We start from the raw sequence: 20,156 nt of genomic DNA, 5'->3' as shown, positions 1-20,156 counted from the left end.
GGACATGACGACAGCGAGCCCCATGGGGTCTGCCAGACACGGCCATGCCGGCATCTGCCGGGGCTGCTGGGACCAGATGCACGTGCCGATCCCGATCCGCGGCCCGCTGTCGCTGCCGTTCCGCGCCTTCGGCATCACCCGCAGCAAGATGAACCCGAACATCTGCACGATCTGCGAACGCTCGTTCCGCTATGTCAAGAAACAGCGGCATGTCACCGTGCCCGCAACCATCCTGTTCGCCGACATCAGGGGGTTCACGGCCCTGTCCGAGCGGATCGACGCCATCCGGCTGAGCGCGATCGTCAGCCTGTTCCAGGACCGCTGCGCGCAGGCGATCTGGACGCATGACGGCATCGTCAACAAGCAGATGGGCGACGGCCTGATGGCGATCTTCAATTTCCCCATCACCGCCGCCGACCATGCTGGCGCCGCGATCAACGCGGCGCTCGACCTCCAGCGGCTGTGTGCGGCCGCGTTCGAGGATCTGCGCTCGAGTTTGGATGGGTTGCCGGCACACATGCTGGGCGTCGGCGTCGGCATCCATACGGGCGATGTCGAGATCGGCGAGTTCTCCAGCTTCCGCAGCGACTTCACCGCGATCGGCGGCGCGGTCAACCTGGCGGCGCGGCTCGAGTCCCAGGCGGCGGCGGGCGAGATCCTCGTCTCAGCCGAGACGGCGGCCCGCTCGCCGGCGTGGACGGCCGGGGCAGGGGAGCGCCTCCTTGCCCTCAAGGGCTTCGATCAGCCCGTCCGGGCGCGGGTGCTCGCCAGGCGGGCCTGACGGATCCCTTCGTCTCTGCGGCTTTGGGCAGCGCGTGCCGCCCTGATTCGCTGGAGAGGTGAGCGTCGCGCGCTGCGCCGGCGCGGCCCGCAAGCAACAAAAAACCCCGGAGCATCGCCCCGGGGTTCCCCTCGTGCCGCAATGTCGATCAGCCTCAGAGCTTGCCGTTCCGCTGCTGGATCATCATGAAGGTGTCGTAGTTGTATTCGGCGATCTGGGCGTTGAGATAGTACTCGCCGCGGAAGGCCTTGATCGACTCCCAGATCTTCTTGAAGGTCGGGTTGGTGTCCTCGATCTCGGCATAGACCTCGTTCGCCTTCTCGAAGCAGGCGGTGAGGATCTCGGCGCTGAACGGGCTGAGCTTGGCGCCGTTGCCGACGAGCCGCTTGATCGCCGCCGGGTTCAGCCAGTCGTACTTCTGCAGCATGTTGGCGTCGGCCGCCTGGCAGGCGGTGCGAAGCAGCGACTGGTAGCTCTTCGGCAGGCCGTCGAAGGCCGCCTTGTTGAACATGGCGTGGACCGTCGGGCCGCCTTCCCACCAGCCGGGATAGTAGTAGTAGGGCGCGACCTTGTAGAAGCCGAGCTTCTCGTCGTCATAGGGGCCGACCCACTCCGCAGCGTCGATGGTGCCCTTTTCCAGCGAGGGGTAGATGTCGCCGCCGGCGATCTGCTGCGGCACGACGCCGAGCTTCTCGACGACCTTGCCCGCGAAGCCGCCGATGCGCATCTTCAGGCCCTGCATGTCGGCGACGGTCTTGATCTCCTTGCGGAACCAGCCGCCCATCTGCACGCCGGTATTGCCGCCGGGGAAGCCGACGAGACCCTGGGTCGCCAGGAACTCGTTGAACATGTCGATGCCGCCGCCGTGGTACTGCCAGGCATTCATGCCGCGGGCGTTGAGCGCGAACGGAACGGCGGCGCCGAGCGCCCAGACCGGATCCTTGCCCCAGTAGTAGTAGGAGACCGTGTGGCAGGCCTCGACCGTGCCGGCGGCCGCGGCGTCCGCCGCCTGCAGGCCGGGCACGATTTCACCGGCTGCGAAGACCTGGATCTGGAAGTTGCCGTCGGTCGCTTCGGAGACGTACTTGGAGATCACCTCGGCGCCGCCGTAGATCGTGTCCAGCGACTTGGGGAACGACGAGGCGAGGCGCCAATTGATCTTGGGGGTGGTCTGCGCGATCGCGGGCGCGGCCAGCGCGGTTGCGGCAGCAGCGCCGACGCCGGTGATCCCGGCCTTCCTGATGAATGAACGACGGTCCATGATTATCCTCCCAATGGCGGGGCCTCCCAGAGCCCCTTGGTTACCGAGGGAGACCTAACCATGTCGGGGGGGCCTATTCAAGCACGGTGGCCAAATAGCCGGCCGCAAGCGGATACGACTTTCGTCTAATCACGGAAGGCGTGCCTATCTGCATGTTTTTTAGGCGTTTCCGGCTTGTGCCCACGCCGTTCCGACATCGATTGCGGGCTGGCGCACGCCCAGCGTGTATGGCGTCGGCGTGCCGCGCGCCGGCGCGATTCGACGTGGAGAGCGGGTGCGCAGGTGCGATGCCATGCGGGCGACCTTCGGGCAGATCGGGGCAGGAGCGATCGGGCGAGGCGGAACCTATCCCGCCATCGCGTCTTCGTATTCCGACGACAGTTCCAGCCATTGCTCTTCCGCCTCGGCAAGCCTGCCGGCGGCGTCCGCGCGTTCCTTGGCTTTCTGCGCCGCCTTGGCCGGGCTCTTCTCGTAGAGCAGGGGATCGGCGAGTTCCGCATCCAGCGCCTGAATCTGTTTCTCGAGCTTCGCCGTCAGGGTCTCGATTTCGTTGATCCTTTTCCGCAAGGGCGCCAGCGAGGCGCGGCGGTCGGCATTCGCCTTGCGCTGGTCCGCCTTCGACAGGCCGTCGTCGGTGAGGACGGGGCGCGCCTTCTCCTCCTTCGGCTTCGGCCCGCCGACGATCAGCGTGCGGTATTCCTCGAGGTCGCCGTCGAAGCTCGCGACCGTGCCGTCCTTGACCAGCCACAGCCGGTCGACGGTCGCCTCGATCAGGTGACGGTCGTGCGAGATCAGGATCACGGCGCCCTGATAGTCGTTCAGCGCCTCGATCAGCGCGCGGCGGCTGTCGATGTCGAGGTGGTTGGTCGGCTCGTCGAGGATCAGGAGGTTCGGCGCGTCGAAGGCGGCAAGGCCCATCAGGAGCCGCGCCTTCTCGCCGCCGGAGAGGTCCTTCGCCGGCGTGTCCATCTTCTCCGTCGCCAGGCCCATCTGGGCGACGCGCGCGCGCACCTTGGCTTCCGGCGCATCCGTCATCAGCCGGCGCACGTGCTCCACCGCACTCTGGGTCGGCACCAGGTCGTCCAGCTGGTGCTGGGCGAAGAAGCCGATCTTCAGCCCCGGCGCTGTCTTCACCTCGCCGCTCTCGGCGGCGAGCTTGCCGGAGATGAACTTGGCGAAGGTCGACTTGCCGTTGCCGTTCGAGCCGAGCAGCGCGATGCGGTCGTCGTTGTCGATCCGAAGGTTCATCCGCTTCAGGATCGGCTGGCCCGGCGCGTAGCCGACCGCGCCGCCGGAGATCGAGACGATCGGCGAGGCGGGCTGCTTTTCCGGCTCGGGGAAGGTGAAGCCCTGCACGTGCTCCTCGATCACCGCGGCGACGGTGCCCATCCGCTCCAGCGCCTTGACCCGGCTCTGTGCCTGGCGCGCCTTGGTCGCCTTGGCCTTGAAGCGGTCGATGAAGCTCTGCAGGTGTTTTCGCGCGGCCTCGTTCTTGGCCTTCGCCTTCATCTGCAGCTCGTCGGCTTCCGCCTTCTGCCGCTCGAACTGATCGTAGCCGCCGCGGTAGAAGGTCAGCTTCTTCTGGTCGAGATGGACGATCGCGTTGACGGCGGTATTCAGCAGGTCGCGGTCGTGGCTGATGATGAGCACCGTGTGCGGATAGCGCCGCACGTAATCCTCGAGCCACAGCGTGCCTTCGAGGTCGAGATAGTTGGTCGGCTCGTCGAGGAGCAGCAGGTCCGGCTCGGAGAAGAGCACGGCGGCGAGCGCCACGCGCATCCGCCAGCCGCCGGAGAAGCTCTTCGCCGGACGCTTCTGTGCCTCGTGGTCGAAGCCGAGCCCGGCGAGGATGCTGGCCGCGCGCGCTTCGGCCGAATGGGCGCCGATGTCGGCGAGCCGCGTCTGGATCTCGGCGATGCGGTGCGGGTCGGTGGCCGTCTCCGCCTCCGCCATCAGGGCGGCGCGCTCCTTGTCGGCGGCGAGCACGATCTCGATCAGCGGCTCGTCGGTGCCGGGCGCCTCCTGCGCCACCTGGCCGATGCGGGCGTTCTTCGGCAGTGAGACGGCGCCGGCCTCGGCGGCGAGATCGCCGGTGATGATGCGGAACAGCGTCGACTTGCCGGCGCCGTTGCGCCCGACGAGGCCCGCCTTCGTGCCGGAGGGCAGCGAGATCGAGGCGTTGTCGATGAGCAGGCGCCCGGCGATGCGGGCGGAAAGGCCGGAAATCGTGATCATGACCGGCGTCTATAGGGTGGGCGACCGCCCCAGCGCAAGAGGCGTGGGCGGACGTGCGGCGAAGGCCTCAGGCGATTTCGCGGCGATAGTTGCGCCCGGCGAGCTCGGTCAGTTCCACCGAATAGACGCAGGTGCCGCTCTCGTTGGCGGCCTCGAGCGCCAGCATCGCCTGCCGGTAGAGCTCGTTGCCGTTCTGGGCGTCGTCGGTGAAGGCGGCGCCGACCGTGAGCGACAGCGTGCCGGGCAGATAGTCCCGGCCGGAGATGCGGAAGACCTCCGTCTCGATGCGGTTGCGGATGCGCTCGGCGATCAGCACCGCGCTGTCGTGGTCGACCTTGTCGAACAGGAAGGCGAAGCCGTCGCCGCCGACGCGGGCCACGTAGTCGAGCTTCTTGATCGACTTGCGGAAGATGGTGGCGATCTGCTTCAGCGCCTCCTCGCTTGCACCCGCTGCGTGGCTGTCGGACAGGCTCTTCAGCCGCTCGACCCGCATCAAGAGCAGGGCGCTGCCGGAGCTGTCCTCGGCGTCGTAGGTGGCCACCAGCCGGTTCATCAGCGCCGTGCGGTTGGCAAGCCCGGTGATCGGGTCGTGCAGCAGCGCCGTCTCGCTGGCGGCAGCCCCGGCTGCGACATTCTCCAGCCGCGCCACCAGCGCGTCCAGCCGCTGGCAATGGGCGCTCTCGCTGCCGATCAGCGCCTCGACGGCGGCGACGAGCAGGCCGGCCTGGCTGGCGAAATCGGTCATGGCCATCACCGGATCGGCCTTCAGTCGCCCGAGCAGATGGTTGATCTGCGTCACCGCATTGGTGCGCTTCTGGCGCTCGCTCTCCGCCTCCGCCGCCAGCGCGGCGATGGTGCGCATCAGGTCGGTGGCGCTGTGGCCGAGCACGAGCGAATTGTGGTCCGGCAGGCCGTTGCGCACGCCGATGGCGTCCAGCGCCTCCTGCGCCGGCGCCTTGCCGAGCGCGGTGATCTCGCGGCCGAGTGCGGTGTTGCTGCCCGTCAGCGCCTCGTGCAGCAGCGAATAGTTGCGCGGGATCGCGGCGATCTCCAGCCGCGTCATCAGTTGCGCGATCTTCGCGAGCACCGCCGCCGATCGGGCAAGCGTATCCGTTGCATTGGCCTTTGCGGTCATGGCTCACCAGTGTCTGGGCAGTGTGCGGTCGCGCCGGTCCTTCCCCAAGGCCGGCCTTTAAAACCAGTAGCTGATAAGCCTTAAGAACCTGTTGCTTGCGCCACGCCCGCAGCAGTCGCATGGCGCGCTCACCAGCCGGCGCCGCCAGGGGCGGCCGGCACAGTGGAGCGGGAAAGAAACGCAGACGCTCGCCGCGCCGGCGTCGGGCGGCCGGTCAGGCGAACAGCCGCACCGCCGGCAGCGCCCGGATCATCTGGCGGATGGTGCTGTCCTTGCGGCGGGCCTGCGCTTGCTGGGCGTCGCGGACCGCTTCGGCATAGCCTTGCGCGCGCGCCTCTTCCAGAGCCACGGCAAGCAGCTTGTCGATCACGATGAAGCACTCGTCCGGCAGATAGGCGTCCGGACTGTCCGTGCCGCGCACCAAGGCCATCTTCGACAGCGTGCTGCCCAGCAGCGCGCTCCACTCTTCGCTCTTTCTTGCCATGTCACGTCCTCATCGTGCCGGGTGGGGGAAGCGCCTCTCGGCGTTTCGGCCCGGGCACTATCGCACCGCGCTCACAGCACGCCTGTCACTTCGGTAACAGGGACGGAGGGGGCAGGCTTGCCCCCGGGCAGGCGTCACACCCGCGGCAGGCTCGCGCCTTCGTTGCGCATGAAGAAGATGAGGTCCAGCGAGAGGCTCGGCCTGCCCATGCTTGTCAGGATCGTATGGCACTGGCCGCGATGGTGGGTCTGGTGGTTGAAGAAGTGCGCAAGCCCCATGCTGAGCGGGTGCGTCACCGGGACCGGATTCGAGATCGGGCTGTAGGTGATCTCTTCGCGGAGGCGCGCCGCGTCGATCGAGCCGAGCCAGTCGATGATCCGCCGGTCCTCGGCGATCCGGGCCTGGCGCAGGCTGTCGATGTCGTCGTGCAGGATCGCGTCGAGCCGGGTCGGCGCGTCGCCCGAGCCGGTGAAGCGGCTCATCCAGATGCGGTCGGCCACCAGCAGGTGGTTGAGCGTTCCGTGCAGCGAGCCGAAATAGGCGCCGCGGTTCTCGCGGAAGGCCTGCGGCGAGAGCGAAGCGGCCTCGGCATAGACGACGCGGTTCGCCCAGGCATTGTAGGCGGCGAGATTCCTGTAGTGATCGAGCATGTCTGTTTCCGGATGCGTTGCGAGGAAGGACAAAACCAGGCACTGACATATCGAAGCCGCGGTGATCGGTCGCATGAATTTTTCTGATTTGATCTTCAGCGCCGCCTCGTCTCGAATGGCGCTCCCCGATCCGCAAGGAAGCAGCCATGACCCTGAAGCTCTACGCGCTCTGCGGCGAAGACCGCAGCCGTCCGTTCTCCCCGCATGTCTGGAAGACGATGCTGTCTCTGGCGCACAAGGGGCTTTCCTGCGAGGTCGAGAAGGTCGGTTTCACGGAGATCCCGAAGCTGGAAGGCGGTTTCTCCAGGACGGTGCCGCTGCTGCGCGACGGCGAGCGGCTCGTGCGCGACAGCTTCGACATCGCCCTCTATCTGGACGAGGCCTATCCCGGTCGGCCGACCCTTTTTGGCGGCGACGGCGGCAGGGCGATGGCCCGCTTCGTCGAGGGCTGGTCGCAGACGACCCTGCATCCGGCGGTGATGCGGATCGCGCTGGTCGATATCCACGACATGCTGGGGCCGGAGGATCAAAGTTATTTCCGCACCAGCCGCGAGGATCGGCTCGGCCAGCCGCTGGAAGCCGTCGTGGCCGCCCGTGACGACGAGATCGCCGCCTTCGCCGGCAAGCTGGAGCCGCTGCGCACGATGCTGAAGTCGCAGCCCTTCATCGGTGGCGAGGGACCGCTCTTTGCCGACTACATCGTCTTCGGCGCGCTGCAGTGGCTGCGGGTCACCTCGACTGCGAAGGTGCTTGCGGACGACGATCCGGTCGCGCTCTGGTTCGGGCGCGTCCTCGATCTCCATGACGGGCTCGGCCGCAGCGTCCGCGCCGCCTGACGCTCTGCCCGATTCCCGGCGGTCTCGGGCCGGGGCCCCCTTGTTTTGCGCCGCATTGGCGGGTAAGGAACCGCCACTCACCGTAGACCAAGGGATATGAGATTATGGCGATTGAACGCACCTTTTCGATGATCAAGCCGGATGCGACGAAGCGCAACCTGACCGGCGCTATCACCAAGATGCTCGAGGATGCCGGCCTGCGCGTCGTCGCCTCCAAGCGCGTCTGGATGAGCCGCCGCGAGGCCGAGGGCTTCTACGCCGTCCACAAGGACCGTCCGTTCTTCGGCGAGCTGGTCGAGTTCATGTCCTCCGGCCCGACGGTCGTCCAGGTGCTGGAAGGCGAGAACGCCATCGCCAAGAACCGCGAAGTCATGGGCGCCACCAACCCGGCCAACGCCGCAGAGGGCACCATCCGCAAGGTTCACGCCCTGTCGATCGGCGAAAACTCCGTCCACGGCTCCGACGCTCCGGAAACCGCCGCGGAAGAAATCGCCTACTGGTTCTCCGGCACCGAGATCGTCGGCTGAATCAAATCTTGAGGCGCTGGCCTCAACGAATTGAACGAAATACGAAAACGGGGCCCGCGCGGCCCCGTTTTTCGTATCCACCGGGACACTGCGCTATGATGGGCATTTCCTCATGTCGAACTGCCCGCCGGTCAGGCCGTTCTTGAACATCTCGGGGTTCTTGTCGTAGGCGGGGCCGACGACCAGCGCATGGGCGGGCAGCACGCTCTGGTCGAGGTCGGAGACGACCGTCGTCTCCAGCGCCTGGAGCCGGGCGCCGTCGGGGCCGTCGACGGTGATCGACACCCGGTAGGGCCTGGCCTTCTTCACGCAACGCACGTCCGGGCTCTCCAGCACCACCTTCTCCTGTGCGGCAAACAGCTTGCGCTGCAGCACCAGCGGATCGCCGCCGGCCGGGTTTTCGAATTCGGCCGTGATCGTCGCCCCTTCCGGAAGCGGCTCCGTCCGGTTCAGCGTGATCATGTAGGTGGCGTAGGCGAGGCGGTAGTTGAAGACGAAGATCTTGCCCGTCAGTTGCAGCGGCTCGCCGCCGGTCTCGCGCTGGCATCCGGCCAGTGCCGTCGAGGCGGCCAGCGCGGCGATCATGACAAGCCCTCGAAGCGATCGTTTCATGCGCGCATGCCCTCCTTCCGGCGGTAGTAGTGGCGGCTGGCCTTGCTGCGGTTGCCGCAGACCGCCATGTCGCACCAGGCGCGCGAGCGGTTGCGGCTCCGGTCGAGGAAGAGCCAGCCGCAATTGGGGCAGATCTTCAGCCGCTCCGGTTCCGCCATCACCGCCAGCCGCAGCGCGGAATGCGCCGTCGCCGTGTCGAGGGCGCGCGGATCGGCGCCGGACAGCCGCAGCGTCCCGGCGATCGCATCGAGAAGCCGTGCCAGGAGTGCTGCCGTTCCTTCCCCCGTCGCCTCGGCGCGGAAATGGCTGTCGATCGCCTCGCGCAGCCCGATGAAGGTGCTGCGGCGCACGGGCGGAACGGGGACGAGCGCCTGCGCCTGCTCACGCTCGGCGCAATGGAGGCTCGCGGCATCGGCAAAGGCGTCCATCGCCGCCGGATCGGCATAGCGGTCGATCCGGCGCGCCGGGTCGAACCGCAGGACGACGGAGTTGGCGACATCGAGCGCAAGCGCGCCGCCGGCGAAGCGATGGGGCGTCCAGGTGAAGGTCATGACGCTATCCTAACTGGTAAAAGTCATTTTACCAGTTATAGTGAGCTTGTCACCAGCGAGATGTCCGATGGCCTATTTTCTGCAACAGATCGCCAATGCCGTGCCGGTCGCAGCGCTCTATGCCATGCTCGCCTTCGGCTATGCGATCGCGTTCTCGGTGACGCGCCGGGTCGACATCAGCTACGGCGCCGTCTTCGCCTTCGCCGGCCAGATGTTCATCCTGTTCGCCGATGTCGGCTGGAACCGGCTCTGGCTGGTGCTGCCGGCCGCCCTCGGCTTCGGCGCGGTGATGGCGCTGGTCTACGGCCTGGGGGTGGGGCTGGTCGTCGGCCGCCAGGTGATGCGGCCGCTCGCCTTCTCCTCCGACAACACCGTCGTCGTCGCGGCGCTCGGCGTCGTGCTCGTGCTCATGGAGGGCGCGCGGCTTGCCTCGGATACGCGCAGCCTGTGGCTGCCGCCGCTGCTGAACCGGCCGATCGAACTCTGGGGCGACCCGGCCTTCCCGGTGACGCTGACGGTTCTCCAGATCATCAATTCCGCCCTGATGGCTGCGATCGTGATCGCCGGCCATGTCTTCCTGGCGCGCTCGCCCTGGGGCCGGCGCTGGCGGGCGGTGTGCGAGGACCGCAACGCGGCGGAACTGTGCGGCATCGACAGCGCCCGCGTCTTCCTCCAGGCCTTCGCGCTCGCGGCACTCGTCGCCTGCCTCGCCGGCATCCTCGCCGCCGGCTACTACGGCAACATGGATTTCGGCGCCGGCCTGAACTTCGGGGTCAAGGTGCTGTTCATCGCCGCGATCGGCGGCTATGCGAGCCCGGTGCTTTCCGCCGCCGGCGGCGCGGCGCTGGGCTTTGCCGAGACGCTGTGGAACGCCTATGGCGATTTCCTCTGGCGGGATCTCGTCATCTATTCGGCGCTGGTGCTGCTGCTGGTGGTGCTGCGGCGGGAACGGGGGATACCGTGAGGAGAGGGGCGGTACAGCGTTGCCGGCGGCCAAGGCGCTACCGCTTCCATTTCTCCCGCGCCCGGTCGTCGGCGTCCTTGGCCTCGACCCATCCGCCCGCGCTGCCGTCGGCCCGGTGCTCCTTCTTCCAGAACGGGGCCGACGTCTTGAGGTAGTCCATGACGAAGGATGCGCCGTCGAAGGCGGCCTGGCGGTGCGGCGCTGTGGCAATGACGAGGACGATCGTCTCGCCGGGCGCCATTCTGCCGAAGCGGTGGATGGCGGCAATCCCCTGGAGCGCGAACCGCTCGACCGCCGCGTCGCAGATCCGCCGGATCTCGGCCTCGGCCATGCCGGGATAGTGTTCGAGTTCCAGCGCCGCGAGCGCGCCGTTTTCGTCGCGGCAGAGGCCGGTGAAGGTGACGATCGCGCCGATCGAGGTGCGTCCGGCGGTCAGCGCCGCGGTCTCCGCGGCCACGTCGAAATCGTTGCGCTGGATCCGCACGACCACGGGCGAATGAGCCCCGCCGGCCATGGCTCAACCTCCGGTCATCGGCGGGAACAGGGCGATCTCGCGGGCGCCCGCGATCGGCTCGTCGTGCTCCACGTGCTCCTGGTTGACGGCGACGCGGATGACGTTCTCGTGCTCGAGCGCCATCTCGTATTCCTCGCCCAGCGTCTTCAGGTGCCGCAACAGGTCGCCGGCGGTCCGGACATGGCCGGGAAGATCGATCTCCTCCTCGCCGCGTCCGATCCGCTCGCGCACCCATGCGAAATAGACAAGCTTGGTCATCATTCGTCCACGATATGCTTCAGGCCGGCCCGGAAGTAGTCGTATCCCGTGTACATGGTGATCAGTGCGGCGATCCACAACAGGCCGATGCCGACCTCGGTGGTGTAGGGCAGGACCTTGTCGCCTGCGGGGCCGGCGAGCAGGAAGGCGATCGCGAACATCTGGATCGTCGTCTTCCACTTGGCGATGCGCGTCACCGGCACGCTGACCTTCAGTTCGGCGAGGTATTCGCGCAGGCCCGAGACGAGGATCTCGCGGCACAGGATGATGATCGCCGCCCAGATCGTCCAGCCGGCGATGGTGCCGTCGGCCGCCATCAGAAGCAGCACCGAGGCGACCAGCAGCTTGTCGGCGATCGGGTCGAGCATGCGGCCGATGTTCGACGTCTGCTTCCAGATGCGGGCGAGATAGCCGTCGAGGAAATCGGTGATCGAGGCGACGACGAACAGGCCGAGCGCGGTCCAGCGGGCGAAATCCGACGATTGCAGCCGGCCTTCGACGAAGAAGCAGAGGACGATGACAGGAACGGCGAGGATGCGGCCGTAGGTGAGGAGGTTCGGGATGCTGTAAGCGCGGCGGGCCATGGATTCGCAGTCTCTGCTATGTTTACGGGTAGTTGCGGTCTTTGTGACAGGTCCGTCAACCGTTTGCGAGAGCTTTTCTACGCGAACAAGGCAATATTCAGATGCCCGCCGAGAAAAGACGACGGCGGGCGCACTGTGCGCTGCCGAACTCCCGGCTGTAGCCGCGCCGACACAGAGTGAATAAAAATTTTCAGTTTTTTCGAATAGAACTTCTTTTTTGTTCGTTCTGAAACAGAAATCGCGTACGGCACAGCCGTGTTCGGGTGACCTGCAGTTGCAGGCCGCCGAGTTGGGTATTGCAAAATTCAAATCTTGGGTTGGGGAAAGGTGGGTCCTCCACATGGGGATCATCGGTGGAGATTTGTTGTCGCTAAACGACAACCCGGCAATGGGGCCGTATCAGTCGGATATCGTCACGCTGGCCGATGGCGGCTTCGTGCTCGTCTGGAGCGGCGGTGCCGCCGACGGTACGACCGACGTGACGATGCGGGTGTTCAATGCCGACGGCAGCCTGCGCTCGACGGTCGAACTCCCGGTGGTCGCCGACACCAGAGGCGACCAGCTGGCCCCCAGGGTGACCGCGCTCGCCGATGGCGGCTTTGCGGTCGCCTGGAGCGGCGCGACCGCCTCCGATGACAACGGGGTCGCCTTCCGGCTGTTCGATGCCGACGGCACGGCGCGCAGCGCCCTCGACCTGCCGGCGAATGCCGACACGGCCGGCATCCAGTCGCAGCCGCTGCTGACGACGCTGGCCGATGGCGGCCTCGTCGCCGCCTGGCGCGTCGGCGACGGCGCGCAGACGGCGCTGGCGCTCCGGGTCTTCGAAAAGGACGGGTCCCTGCGCTCCGATCCCGCCGACATCCGCATCGACGTTGCGGCCGGCGCGTTCGCGATCACCGCACTCGCCGGCGGCGGCTTCGTCGTGGTCCACAACGGCGCCTCCGAGGAGGGGCAGGCCGACGGCCCCGTGCGCATGCGCATCTACGATTCCAAGGGAACGCTGCAGACGGACGCCCTTGCTGCGCTCGGCGGTGGCGACATCCAGCACCATCCGGTGGTCACCGCGCTCGCCGACGGCGGCTTCGTCGTCGCCTGGGACGGCGAGCGGCAGGGCGACACGGCCGATGTCGGCATGCAGATCTACGACGCCGACGGCACGGCCCGCGCCGGCACGGATTTCGCCGTGAACATCCACACGACCGGCGAGCAGCGCAGCCCGATCGTCACGGCGCTGAAGGACGGCGGCTTCGTCGTCCTGTGGAGCGGCGGCACCTGGCACGACGAGGACGGCCTGGCGATGCAGGTCTACAATCCGGACGGCAAGAGCCGCGTTCCGGGCGACATCCCGGTCAACCTCGCCATCGACGGCATCCAGGGCGATCCCTACGTGGCGGCGCTTTCCGGCGGCGGCTTCGCGATCGCCTGGACCACGAAGAGCGCGGCCGGCTATGCGATCGCGCTACGCACCTTCAACGCGGACGGCACGCCGCGCATGGTGGCGGAGGAATACGTCACGGGCCTGTCCGCCCTGCCGCTGACGGCGCCGAAGATCGCAGTCCTTGCCGATGGCGGGCTGGCGCTGACCTGGCAGGCGGAGGAGGAGGACGGCGTCCACCTCTACGAGAAGGTCTTTCATCCGGTGAACGATGCGCCCTCGGGGCGGGACGCCACGCGCTACGTCAAGGAGGACGGCAGCTACGTCTTCGAGGTGGCCGACTTCGGCTTCTCCGACATCAACGGCGACGGGATGCAGGCGGTCCGCATCGGTGCCGTCCCGGCCAACGGCACGCTCACCCTCGACGGGACCGCGGTCGCGGCCGGCCAGGTGATCAAGGCCTGGCAGATCGCCGACGGCAAGCTCGTCTGGAAGGCGGCCACGAACCTGAACGGCACCGCGGTCGGCGCCTTGTCCTTCAACGTCATCGACGACGGCGGCACCGACTTCGGCGGCAAGGACATCGATCCGATCACGCGCAAGATCACGCTGAACGTCGAGGCCGTCAACGACGACCCCGACGCCAAGGCGATCCGGGGGACGACCTATGAGAACGAGGTCTACCGCATCGAGGTGAAGGACGCCGCCATCGACGTCGACGACGACAAGCTGGCGATGATCAACGCCAGGATCGTCTCCGGCTTCGGCTCGGTGACGATCGATGCCAAGAAGATGCTGATCTACAACCCGATGGCCGGTCCCAACCAGAACATCGGAGACGGCGAGAGCCGCAAGGTCATCATCAGCTACACGGTCTCCGACGGCAAGGGCGGGACGACGACGGCGACGATCACCCTGACCGTCAAGGGCGTGTCGGCGGACGTGTTCTCCGGCACCGGCGGCAGCGACCGCCTGTCCGGCAGCATCTACGGCGACTTCATGTACGGCCGCGCCGGCAACGATACGCTCGCCGGAAGCGGCGGCGACGACCTGCTCGACGGCGGGACGGGCACCGACGCGCTGAAGGGCGAGGGCGGCAACGACACCTACGTGGTCGATTGCTCCAGCGACAAGGTGACGGAAGGAGCCAACGGCGGCACGGACATCGTCCAGGCGGCCTGCAGCCACACGCTGACGGCAAACGTCGAGAAGCTGACGCTGTTGGGTTCGGCCGGCTACAGCGGCACCGGCAACACGCTTTCCAACACGATCACCGGCAATTCCGGCGCCAACTACCTGAAGGGGCTCGAGGGCAGCGACAGGTTGTACGGCGGCGCCGGCAACGACACGCTCTCGGGCGCCGACGGCAGCGACACGCTGGACGGCGGCAGCGGCTCGAACCGGCTCTATGGCGGTGGCGGCAACGACGTCTACCTGATGGGCAGCGGCTCCGACAAGGTGACCGAATACGCCGGCGACGGGACCGACACCGTCCATTCCGCCCAAAGCCACACGCTGGCCGCCAATGTCGAGCGGCTGATCCTGACCGGCGCGGCGAACGCGTGGGGAACGGGAAATGCCTCGGCCAACCGCCTGACCGGGAACGCGGGCAACAACACCTTGCGCGGAAACGGAGGCAACGACACTCTCTACGGCGAAAAGGGCCATGACACCCTGTCCGGCGGCGCCGGCGCGGACAAGCTCTGGGGCGGCTCCGGACGCGACGTGTTCGTCTTCCGCGACGCGTCGGACAGCACGGTCTCAAGCTACGGTCGCGACATCATACATGACTTTTCGCGTGCCGCCGGCGATCGGATCGACCTGCGCGGCATCGACGCCCGCGAGGCGAGCCAGGCCGACAACGCCTTCGTCTTCATCGGCACGCACGGCTTCAGCAAGGAGGCCGGCGAGCTTCGCCATTCCCGCTTGGGCTCCCATACGCTGCTCTCGGGCGATACGGATGGGGACGGCAAGGCGGACTTCGCCATCCTGCTCTCCGGCCATGTCGGTCTGCAGAAGGGCGACTTCCTGCTCTGAGCGGAAGACAAGACGCAGTGACAGGTCCGGTGGGTTGGTTCTCACCGGAGTGCTTACCTTTGCGCCCCTAGCGCGCGTCCTCGTGGAAGTGGTTGTAGACCAGCCGCGCCACGCTTTCCGAAATGCCCTCGACCGCCATCAGGTCGGAGATGCCGGCGCGGGAGACTGCCTTGGCGGTGCCGAAGTGCTGCAGCAGCGCGCGCTTGCGGGTCGGGCCGATGCCGGCGATCTCGTCGAGCGGATTCTTCACCATCTCCTTTTTGCGCCGCGCCCGGTGCGAGCCGATGGCGAAGCGGTGCGCCTCGTCGCGCAGCCGCTGGATGAAGTAGAGCACGGGGTCGCGCGGCGGCAGCGAGAAATCCGGCGTGCCGGCGGCAAAGAAGCGCTCGCGGCCGGCCTCGCGGTCGGCACCCTTGGCGACACCGATGGCGACCACGTGGTCGGTGATGCCGAGCTCCTCCAGGATCGCCCGCACCGCCGTCATCTGCCCCTGGCCGCCGTCGATCAGGATGACGTCCGGCCAGGCGGGGAAGGGCAGGTCGGCCGCATCGGCGCCTGCCTCCGCATTGGCCCCGGCGCTGCGGTCCGGCAGGCCCTCTTCCTTGATCAGCCGCGAGAAGCGGCGCGTCATCACTTCCCGCATCATGCCGAAGTCGTCGCCCGGTGTGATCTCCGTCGACTTGATGTTGAACTTCCGGTACTGGCCCTTGACGAAGCCCTCCGGCCCCGCGACCACCATGCCGCCGACCGCGTTGGTGCCCATGATGTGCGAGTTGTCGTAGATCTCGATGCGCCGCGGCACGGTGGCCAGCTTGAAGGTCTCGGCAAAACCCTCCAGCAGCCGCGACTGCGAGGCGGTCTCGGCGAGCTTGCGCCCATGCGCCTCGCGCGCGTTCTGCAGCACGTGGTCGACGAGGTCCTTCTTCTCGCCCCGCTGCGGCACCAGGATCGCGACCTTGTGGGAGGATTTTTCGCTGAGCGCCTCCGACAGCAGCTCGCGCTCCTCGATCTCCTCGGACAGGAGGATCTGCCGCGGACAGGGCTTGTCGTCGTAGAACTGTGCGAGGAAGGCGTTCAGCACCTCGGCCGCCGAAAGCTGCGGGTCGGCCTTCGGGAAATAGGCGCGATTGCCCCAGTTCTGCCCGGTGCGGAAGAAGAACACCTGGATGCAGGAGATGCCGCCCTCGTGGTGGATCGCAAAGACGTCCGCCTCCTCGACGCCGGCCGGGTTGATCCCCTGGTGGCTCTGGACATGGGAGAGGGCGGCCAGCCGGTCGCGATAGACCGCGGCGCGCTCGAAATCGAGTTCCTCCGCCGCCTCGTTCATCGCAGCCGCGATCTGGCCCTTGACGTTCTGGCTCTTGCCGGAGAGGAAGTCCTTCGCCTCGGCCACCAGTTCGGCATAGCCGGCATCGCTGATCTCGTGCGTGCAGGGCGCCGAACAGCGCTTGATCTGATAGAGCAGGCAGGGCCGCGTCCGGCTTTCGAACACGCTGTCGGTGCAGGTGCGCAACAGGAAGGCGCGCTGCAGCGAATTGATTGTCCGCCCCACGGCACCTGCCGAGGCGAAGGGGCCGAAATAGTCGCCCTTGCGGCTGCGCGCGCCGCGATGCTTGAAGATCGCCGGCGCCCGCGTATCGGCCGTCACCAGGATATAGGGAAACGACTTGTCGTCGCGAAGCTGCACGTTGAAGCGCGGGCGCAACCGCTTGATCAGGTTGGCTTCCAAGAGCAGCGCTTCGGTCTCGGTGCGGGTGGTGACGAACTCCATGTTCGCCGTCTCGCGGATCATCCGGCCGATGCGGTTGGAATGGCCGCGGCCCAGCGCGTAGTTGTTGACGCGCTTCTTCAGGCTGCGGGCCTTGCCGACATAGAGCACGTCGCCGGCCTCGTTGAACATGCGGTAGACGCCGGGGCTGTTCGGCAGCCGCTTGACGAAGGCCTGGATCAGCTCGGTGCCGCGCAGGCCCTCGCTGCGGTCGATCGTCTCGGTCCACTCGATCGCGGGCAGGGACGAGGGGGCGGGCGAAGTCTCGACAACCTCGTCCTCGTCGTCCCGTTCGTTTTCGTCATACAGGATGCCGCCATCCTGCACCGGCCGGCCGGTGGTCATTCCGTGATCTCCGCGACATCCGCCGTTTCCCAGGCGAGATGCTGGCCGCCGTCAAGGGCGATCATCTGCCCCGTAATCGAAGGCGTGTCGACCAGAAAACGGATCGTCCGGCCGAATTCGTCGAGCCCCGGTCCGGACTGCAGGAGCAGCGCCGCGGTCTGGGCCTGGAAATCCTCTTCGCTCTGGCGCTCGTTCGGCAGCGTCGGCCCGGGGCCGATGGCGTTGACGCGGATGCGCGGCGCGAGCGCCTGCGCCATCGTCCGGGTCGCCATCCACAGCGCCGATTTCGACAGCGTGTAGGAATAGTAGCGCGGCGTCGGGTTCCAGACGCGCTGGTCGATGATGTTGACGATCAGCCCGCCCGACCCGGCCGGCAGCTGCCGGTCGAAGTCGCGGGCGAGGATCGACGGCGCGCGGACATGGACGTCGAAATGCCGGTCCCACAGCGCACTGTCGAACCGGCGCAAGTTGTCGGGCTTGAACAGGGAGGCGTTGTTCACGATCACCCCCAGCGGGCCGAGCGCCTCGACCGCCCGCCCCACCAACTGTTCCGCGGCTGCCGCGTCGGCAAGGTCGCACTCCAGCGCGGCCGCGCGCCCGCCTTTCCCGGTGATCTCGGCGGCGATCCGCCGGGCGCTTTCGATCGACGCATTGGCATGGATCGCGACGGCGAAGCCATGCGCGGCCAGGTCTTCCGCGATCGCGCGGCCGATCCTCTGTGCCGCCCCCGTCACCAGCGCTGTCCGATGAAGAATTCTCAATGATATGCCCGCGTCGCGTCGCCTTTGCTTAACCTGCCACAGATATAGAGATTAACGCCGGGCCTTGAACCGGGTCTCGCAAAACATTTCCAAACAATTAACAGATGCGTGGAGCCGTCGCAATCTGGCGCGGTTATCCAAGTATATTTCATGTAATTTAGAATATGGTTAACAAAGACCCTGTTGTGCAAAAGCAACATCTAAATCTGGTCACGGTGGTGACACAATCAATTCACATTTCGGCTCTTTCAAATCCTCAATCTTTATTCAATTTCAACTCAACCGGGCTATCCGAACGATGATTTAATGATGCCGAGTTGGCGCGTAATTTGCCGGCGGCATGGAATGCAAAGGAGAATTCGCATGCGTACCCTGATCCTCACCCTGATGGCCTCCGCCATGTCGATTGCAGCCCTCCAGTCCGCCCGCGCGGCCGACGCAGTCGACCAGATCCCGCAGGCTCCGGCTGCCGAATATTCCGAGCCGGTCGCCAGCGGCAACTGGGCCGGCGGCTATGCCGGTGGTACGGTGACCTGGCAGCATGGCAACTTCGAAAAGCAGAGCGGCAACGGTGCCAACGGCTTCGGCGGCGGCGTCTACGGCGGCTACAACATGCAGAGCGGCCAGCTGGTCTACGGTGGGGAAGCCGACGTCAACTATTCCGGCATCGATTCGGAGAACCGCTTCCGTGAGGCCAAGCAGGGCGTCAACGGCTCGCTGCGCGCCCGCGTCGGTGTCGACCTGAACCCGGTCCTGCTCTACGGCACCGGCGGTGTCGCCGCCTCGCGCGCCAAGATGGAAGACAGCACGTCCTCGGACAAGAAGACCATGCTCGGCTGGACGGCCGGCGTCGGTGCCGAAACCTTCGTCACCAACAACGTCACCGCCCGCGTCGAGTACCGCTACACCGACTACGGCAGCAAGGACTTCGACCTGGACAGCGGCAAGGTCTCCGCCGGCCAGGACGAACAGAGCGTTCGCGTCGGTATGGGCGTGAAGTTCTGATCCTCCCGATCAGCACGATGAACAAAAAGCCGGGTGCGCAAGCGCCCGGCTTTTTGCATTGCATGGCATGGTCGTGAGTTCACTATTCACCGCGCGTCCGCGCGGTGAAGGAAGGCCATTCCTGTCGTGTTTCTCAATCCTTGAACTTCGCATAGTCAGGAAACACCGCCTCGAAGCGCGAGAGGTAGCGCTTCAGCTTCGGGCGGCCCTTCTGCCATTTGCCGGCAAAGCGCAGCTCGATGTAGCGCAGCATGGCGGCCAGCGCGAAGTGGCCGCCGTGCGGCTTCTTGCCGAGGCGTGGCATCGTCTTCTCGAGCTGGTCGAGGGCGCGCTCGACCTTCCCCCACTGCCGGTCGATCCAGGGCTGGTGCACCTTCTCCTCCGGGCGGAAGCGGCGCTCGTAGACGATCGCGAGCAGGCTGTCGCAGATGCCGTCGGCGGTCGCCTCCAGCACGTCCGCCTCGGTGCGCTTGGCGGAGGAGCGGGGATAGAGGCTGCGGCCGGTCTGCCGGTCGATGAAATGCATGATCGCGCGGCTGTCGTAGATCCCCAGCCCCTCGTCGGTGACGAGCGTCGGGATCTTGCCGAGCGGATTGGCGGCGATCAGTTCGGCCGGGTCGGTATTGGTGTCGGTGGCGACATGCTCGGCGTCGAGCCCGGCATAGTGCGCGGCCATGCGCACCTTCGTGGAGTAGGGCGAGGCCGAGGAATAGAAGATCTTCAAGGGGTTTTCTCCTGTTGGGTGCCGAAAGGTCCGGCTCAGCGGACCGGCGGCTGGGTGATGGTCTTGGCCCGGCAGGCGGCGCGGTCCACCTCCGGGCAGTCGCGGAAATTCAGATCCGGCGTCAGGCAGATGCGGATCTCCTCGAGCCGGCCGCCGTCGCAGGTCACGGCCAGGCCGCGCGCGGAAAGCCCCGGATTGGCGGCGACCAGCGCCGCCTCGATCTCCGCCGGGCCGGTGCGGCCGCCGTCGGCATCCTCGACCGCATCCGGCAGCACGACGCGCTCGAAGGCGGCGCGGGTGACGGCGAGGTAGTCGCGCTGCGTCAGCCCGGAGCAGCTGCCGTGCTTGCGCCACTGGTGGCCGATCAGGCCCATCGAGGGGATGATGTCGAGATAGGCTCGGCCGAGCGCGGCGGGAACCCGGTCCGGCTCGCGCGAGCGGCAGAACTCCGGATGGCCGCGCTCGAACTGCGGCCAGAGCCCGTGAACGATGAAGCCGGCGCGGCGGCCGGTCCGGCACTGCTCGCCTTCGCCCGAGGAGTCGTTGTCCATGCACCAGGTCGGCGACCAGGAGAGCGACAGCACGTAGAAATCGAAGCCGTGGCCGATCGGCACGGAGGCCGGCCTTACCGGGGACGACGCGGGGCGCTGCCCGCCGGCGGAGGGCAGTGGCGTCGTCGCTCCCGGCCCCCCGCCTTGCCCGGACGCCTTGCCGTCGCCGGAGCGCGGCTGCTCGTCGCTGCAGCCGGC

20 protein-coding genes are annotated in these 20,156 nt (G+C 67.0%); 6 read left to right on the top strand and 14 right to left on the bottom strand.

The window, feature by feature from the left end:
- Positions 1-4 precede the first annotated feature (4 nt).
- Positions 5-781 (top strand): adenylate/guanylate cyclase domain-containing protein, encoded by a 777-nt coding sequence (locus P0086_RS04430; protein WP_275782932.1) that lies wholly within the window; start codon positions 5-7, stop codon positions 779-781.
- A gap of 154 nt (positions 782-935) precedes the next feature.
- Here the strand turns inward: P0086_RS04430 and P0086_RS04425 are convergent, their stop codons facing one another.
- From P0086_RS04425 to P0086_RS04405, 5 genes are all read right to left on the bottom strand, one after another.
- The gene (locus P0086_RS04425; RefSeq protein WP_112597576.1) at positions 936-2,042 is read right to left on the bottom strand and encodes a TRAP transporter substrate-binding protein; all 1,107 of its coding nucleotides are present in this window, start codon (positions 2,040-2,042) and stop codon (positions 936-938) included.
- A 345-nt stretch (positions 2,043-2,387) separates the two neighbouring features.
- Complete coding sequence (locus P0086_RS04420) at positions 2,388-4,277, bottom strand: ABC-F family ATP-binding cassette domain-containing protein (RefSeq protein WP_112612966.1); 1,890 nt, start codon at positions 4,275-4,277, stop codon at positions 2,388-2,390.
- A gap of 67 nt (positions 4,278-4,344) precedes the next feature.
- Positions 4,345-5,412 (bottom strand): GGDEF domain-containing protein, encoded by a 1,068-nt coding sequence (locus P0086_RS04415; protein ID WP_148189712.1) that lies wholly within the window; start codon positions 5,410-5,412, stop codon positions 4,345-4,347.
- Between the two features lie 214 nt (positions 5,413-5,626).
- On the bottom strand, positions 5,627-5,896 hold the full coding sequence (locus P0086_RS04410) for a hypothetical protein (RefSeq protein ID WP_112597582.1): 270 nt from the start codon (positions 5,894-5,896) through the stop codon (positions 5,627-5,629).
- 134 nt (positions 5,897-6,030) lie between these two features.
- Entirely contained in the window at positions 6,031-6,546 is a 516-nt protein-coding gene (locus tag P0086_RS04405; RefSeq protein WP_275782925.1) for a DinB family protein, read from the bottom strand.
- A 146-nt stretch (positions 6,547-6,692) separates the two neighbouring features.
- Here P0086_RS04405 and P0086_RS04400 point away from each other — a divergent pair, with 146 nt between their 5' ends.
- Both P0086_RS04400 and ndk read left to right on the top strand, forming a co-directional pair.
- Positions 6,693-7,382, top strand: coding sequence for a glutathione S-transferase family protein (locus tag P0086_RS04400; protein WP_112607882.1), 690 nt, complete (start codon positions 6,693-6,695; stop codon positions 7,380-7,382).
- Positions 7,383-7,486: 104 nt separating this feature from the next.
- Positions 7,487-7,909, top strand: coding sequence for a nucleoside-diphosphate kinase (ndk, locus tag P0086_RS04395; RefSeq protein WP_011974973.1), 423 nt, complete (start codon positions 7,487-7,489; stop codon positions 7,907-7,909).
- 93 nt (positions 7,910-8,002) lie between these two features.
- Here ndk and P0086_RS04390 read toward each other — a convergent pair whose 3' ends face one another.
- Together P0086_RS04390 and P0086_RS04385 are read right to left on the bottom strand one after the other, a co-directional pair.
- Positions 8,003-8,521, bottom strand: coding sequence for a hypothetical protein (locus tag P0086_RS04390; RefSeq protein WP_275782892.1), 519 nt, complete (start codon positions 8,519-8,521; stop codon positions 8,003-8,005).
- A complete protein-coding gene (locus tag P0086_RS04385; protein ID WP_148179486.1) occupies positions 8,518-9,072 on the bottom strand; it encodes a CGNR zinc finger domain-containing protein in 555 nt (184 codons plus the stop codon). Before P0086_RS04385 ends, P0086_RS04390 begins: the two co-directional genes overlap by 4 nt.
- A gap of 67 nt (positions 9,073-9,139) precedes the next feature.
- On the opposite strand from P0086_RS04385, the gene P0086_RS04380 reads away from it, so the two are divergent.
- Positions 9,140-10,036, top strand: a complete 897-nt coding sequence (locus P0086_RS04380) for a branched-chain amino acid ABC transporter permease (RefSeq protein ID WP_275782889.1) — start codon at positions 9,140-9,142, stop codon at positions 10,034-10,036.
- 37 nt (positions 10,037-10,073) lie between these two features.
- Here the strand turns inward: P0086_RS04380 and P0086_RS04375 are convergent, their stop codons facing one another.
- Genes P0086_RS04375 through pgsA form a run of 3 tightly spaced genes read right to left on the bottom strand, consistent with a single transcriptional unit; the run spans position 10,074 to position 11,392 of the window.
- Entirely contained in the window at positions 10,074-10,550 is a 477-nt protein-coding gene (locus P0086_RS04375; protein ID WP_148179485.1) for a molybdenum cofactor biosynthesis protein MoaE, read from the bottom strand.
- 3 nt (positions 10,551-10,553) lie between these two features.
- A complete protein-coding gene (gene moaD, locus P0086_RS04370) occupies positions 10,554-10,808 on the bottom strand; it encodes a molybdopterin converting factor subunit 1 (RefSeq protein ID WP_275782885.1) in 255 nt (84 codons plus the stop codon).
- The gene (pgsA, locus tag P0086_RS04365; RefSeq protein WP_112597596.1) at positions 10,808-11,392 is read right to left on the bottom strand and encodes a CDP-diacylglycerol--glycerol-3-phosphate 3-phosphatidyltransferase; all 585 of its coding nucleotides are present in this window, start codon (positions 11,390-11,392) and stop codon (positions 10,808-10,810) included. The genes moaD and pgsA overlap by 1 nt, the downstream gene beginning before the upstream one ends.
- Before the next feature lie 388 nt (positions 11,393-11,780).
- Here pgsA and P0086_RS04360 point away from each other — a divergent pair, with 388 nt between their 5' ends.
- Positions 11,781-14,804, top strand: coding sequence for an Ig-like domain-containing protein (locus P0086_RS04360; protein WP_275782882.1), 3,024 nt, complete (start codon positions 11,781-11,783; stop codon positions 14,802-14,804).
- A gap of 67 nt (positions 14,805-14,871) precedes the next feature.
- Here the strand turns inward: P0086_RS04360 and uvrC are convergent, their stop codons facing one another.
- Positions 14,872-16,917: an excinuclease ABC subunit UvrC gene (gene uvrC, locus P0086_RS04355; protein ID WP_275782879.1), complete on the bottom strand. Its 2,046-nt coding sequence runs from the start codon at positions 16,915-16,917 to the stop codon at positions 14,872-14,874.
- Positions 16,914-17,678, bottom strand: coding sequence for an SDR family oxidoreductase (locus P0086_RS04350; protein ID WP_275782877.1), 765 nt, complete (start codon positions 17,676-17,678; stop codon positions 16,914-16,916). The genes uvrC and P0086_RS04350 overlap by 4 nt, the downstream gene beginning before the upstream one ends.
- A 363-nt stretch (positions 17,679-18,041) precedes the next feature.
- On the opposite strand from P0086_RS04350, the gene P0086_RS04345 reads away from it, so the two are divergent.
- Complete coding sequence (locus P0086_RS04345) at positions 18,042-18,683, top strand: outer membrane protein (protein ID WP_112597605.1); 642 nt, start codon at positions 18,042-18,044, stop codon at positions 18,681-18,683.
- 133 nt (positions 18,684-18,816) lie between these two features.
- Here the strand turns inward: P0086_RS04345 and P0086_RS04340 are convergent, their stop codons facing one another.
- Positions 18,817-19,407, bottom strand: a complete 591-nt coding sequence (locus P0086_RS04340) for a glutathione S-transferase family protein (RefSeq protein WP_148189724.1) — start codon at positions 19,405-19,407, stop codon at positions 18,817-18,819.
- A gap of 35 nt (positions 19,408-19,442) precedes the next feature.
- The gene (locus P0086_RS04335; protein ID WP_275784383.1) at positions 19,443-20,075 is read right to left on the bottom strand and encodes a ribonuclease; all 633 of its coding nucleotides are present in this window, start codon (positions 20,073-20,075) and stop codon (positions 19,443-19,445) included.
- Between the last annotated feature and the right edge of the window lie 81 nt (positions 20,076-20,156).

Source organism: Mycoplana sp. MJR14 (genome assembly GCF_029210525.1).
GTDB lineage: Bacteria > Pseudomonadota > Alphaproteobacteria > Rhizobiales > Rhizobiaceae > Mycoplana.
Note: the sequence above shows the minus strand (reverse complement) of the source record. Positions and strands in the feature narration are given on the sequence as shown.

Bases quoted from the DNA above. Each gene is read 5' to 3' on its own strand.
- P0086_RS04420 (WP_112612966.1), bottom strand. From the start codon at position 4,277: ATGATCACGATTTCCGGCCTTTCCGCCCGCATCGCCGGGCGCCTGCTC.
- P0086_RS04410 (WP_112597582.1), bottom strand. From the start codon at position 5,896: ATGGCAAGAAAGAGCGAAGAGTGGAGCGCGCTGCTGGGCAGCACGCTG.
- P0086_RS04345 (WP_112597605.1), top strand. From the start codon at position 18,042: ATGCGTACCCTGATCCTCACCCTGATGGCCTCCGCCATGTCGATTGCA.
- P0086_RS04400 (WP_112607882.1), top strand. From the start codon at position 6,693: ATGACCCTGAAGCTCTACGCGCTCTGCGGCGAAGACCGCAGCCGTCCG.
- P0086_RS04380 (WP_275782889.1), top strand. From the start codon at position 9,140: ATGGCCTATTTTCTGCAACAGATCGCCAATGCCGTGCCGGTCGCAGCG.
- uvrC (WP_275782879.1), bottom strand. From the start codon at position 16,917: ATGACCACCGGCCGGCCGGTGCAGGATGGCGGCATCCTGTATGACGAA.
- P0086_RS04430 (WP_275782932.1), top strand. From the start codon at position 5: ATGACGACAGCGAGCCCCATGGGGTCTGCCAGACACGGCCATGCCGGC.
- P0086_RS04425 (WP_112597576.1), bottom strand. From the start codon at position 2,042: ATGGACCGTCGTTCATTCATCAGGAAGGCCGGGATCACCGGCGTCGGC.
- ndk (WP_011974973.1), top strand. From the start codon at position 7,487: ATGGCGATTGAACGCACCTTTTCGATGATCAAGCCGGATGCGACGAAG.
- P0086_RS04360 (WP_275782882.1), top strand. From the start codon at position 11,781: ATGGGGCCGTATCAGTCGGATATCGTCACGCTGGCCGATGGCGGCTTC.
- P0086_RS04405 (WP_275782925.1), bottom strand. From the start codon at position 6,546: ATGCTCGATCACTACAGGAATCTCGCCGCCTACAATGCCTGGGCGAAC.
- P0086_RS04390 (WP_275782892.1), bottom strand. From the start codon at position 8,521: ATGAAACGATCGCTTCGAGGGCTTGTCATGATCGCCGCGCTGGCCGCC.
- P0086_RS04415 (WP_148189712.1), bottom strand. From the start codon at position 5,412: ATGACCGCAAAGGCCAATGCAACGGATACGCTTGCCCGATCGGCGGCG.
- P0086_RS04385 (WP_148179486.1), bottom strand. From the start codon at position 9,072: ATGACCTTCACCTGGACGCCCCATCGCTTCGCCGGCGGCGCGCTTGCG.
- pgsA (WP_112597596.1), bottom strand. From the start codon at position 11,392: ATGGCCCGCCGCGCTTACAGCATCCCGAACCTCCTCACCTACGGCCGC.
- moaD (WP_275782885.1), bottom strand. From the start codon at position 10,808: ATGACCAAGCTTGTCTATTTCGCATGGGTGCGCGAGCGGATCGGACGC.
- P0086_RS04375 (WP_148179485.1), bottom strand. From the start codon at position 10,550: ATGGCCGGCGGGGCTCATTCGCCCGTGGTCGTGCGGATCCAGCGCAAC.